Here is a 1527-nt window from a genome sequence, read left to right on the forward strand (position 1 = left end):
GGTTCGGTGCGGGCCTGTCCTTCCCCCGGCTCACCCAGGGCCTGCTGGCGGTCACCAGCTGGCAGACCGTCGGACTCGGCGAACTGGAGGCCGCCGGCCGGCGCCTGGAGAGCCTGCTGCGCGAGAGCCAGCCCGACGCCCAGGTGCGCCGGGACAAGGTGGCGAAATGGATCAGACAGGTCGCCCCGAACCTCGGCACCGCGGCCGGGCTGGGCCCCGGGGTCAACGAACTCGTCGCCTCGCTCGCCGACATCGTCGCCACCGAACTGCTCGGCGCCCGCGCCAACACGCACCGCCTGCGCTGGTGGGCCGAACGGCGGGTCAGCGCCCAGGGCGAGGCGAACGTCCAGCTCTCCGAGCTCGCCCGCGGCTTCCGCGGCAACGCGCACGACCGCGAGCGCGCCGAGCGGCACCTGATGGCCGCCCTCCTGGCGGACATCGACGACCACTACACCTGGGTGCGCCTGAAGAACCGGGTGCCGCGCCCGCTGCTGCTCCTGGACAACGCCCACTCCCCGCTCGGCCGCCCGGTCCTGGACACGCTGACCCGGGTCTGGCACGAGGAGACGGTCCGGACGCGGCCGGGCGTGGTCGTCACCGTCCTGGCACCGGAACCGGCCACCCCCGACCCCGAGGGCACCACCGCGACGACACGCAACGCCACCGGCCCGTTCTGGCGCGAGGACCGGCCGCAGACACCGGCCGACTGGACCCTGCGGCTGCCGCTGGCCCAGCTGACCCTCGACGAGGTCACGTGGATGTTCGGCACGGACCACCCCGGGCCCGACACCGCCCAGTTGATCCACCGCCTCAGCGCGGGCCGGGCCGGAATCGCCCACGCCCTGGTCCAGGCCGCCCGACGGGCCGTGCGCCTCGGGCAGAACCCCGACCCGCGCACCCTGTTCGACCTGCCCGCCGAGGACGAGCCCGGCACACCGGCGCACGAGCGGCTGCTGCGCCTGCTGGTCCCCGACGACATCGCCCGGGAGCGCCTGACCAACTTCGCCCCGGCGCTCGACGAGGACGCCGCCCACGCGCTCGACGCCCACTACCCGCCCGGCGACAACGGGACCCTGCGCGTCCAGACGAGCAGAGGGCTGCTGCAGCGCGACCACTGGGGCGCCCACCCGTGGCCGGGCATCGGCGCGCCGTTCGTCGGCGACCCCACCCTGCGCGCCCTGCTCGGCCACCGCCTGGTCACCGCGCTCGACGCGACCCCCGGGGCCGAGCGGTGGCACGACATCCACGAGACCCTCTGCGACCGCTACGCCCCGCAGACCGCGGCCCCGCAGGCCGCCGCCGCCCCGCCCGACGACCGCTTCCTGCACCACTCCCTCGCCGTCCTCGACACGGGCACCGTCGCGCGCGCCCTCCACCGGCGCCTGGCCGACCACGACACGGCCGGCTGGCTCACCGCCCTCAACCTGGTCTGCGCCGCGCCGCACCCGCCCCGGAACCTGACCGCCCTCGCGGCCCGGCCCGAGGACTGCCCGGCCTGCGGGGGCGCCGGCACCCCCGTGCACCAGG

The 1527-nt window shown here is 76.4% G+C and carries 1 protein-coding gene; it reads left to right on the top strand.

The window, feature by feature from the left end; translation table 11 throughout:
- A partial coding sequence (locus ACFVSW_RS27875; protein WP_387319874.1) for a hypothetical protein occupies positions 1 to 1527 on the top strand: 1527 nt, incomplete at both ends.

The organism is Neobacillus sp. NPDC058068 (genome assembly GCF_042885335.1).
GTDB lineage: Bacteria > Bacillota > Bacilli > Bacillales > Cytobacillaceae > Neobacillus.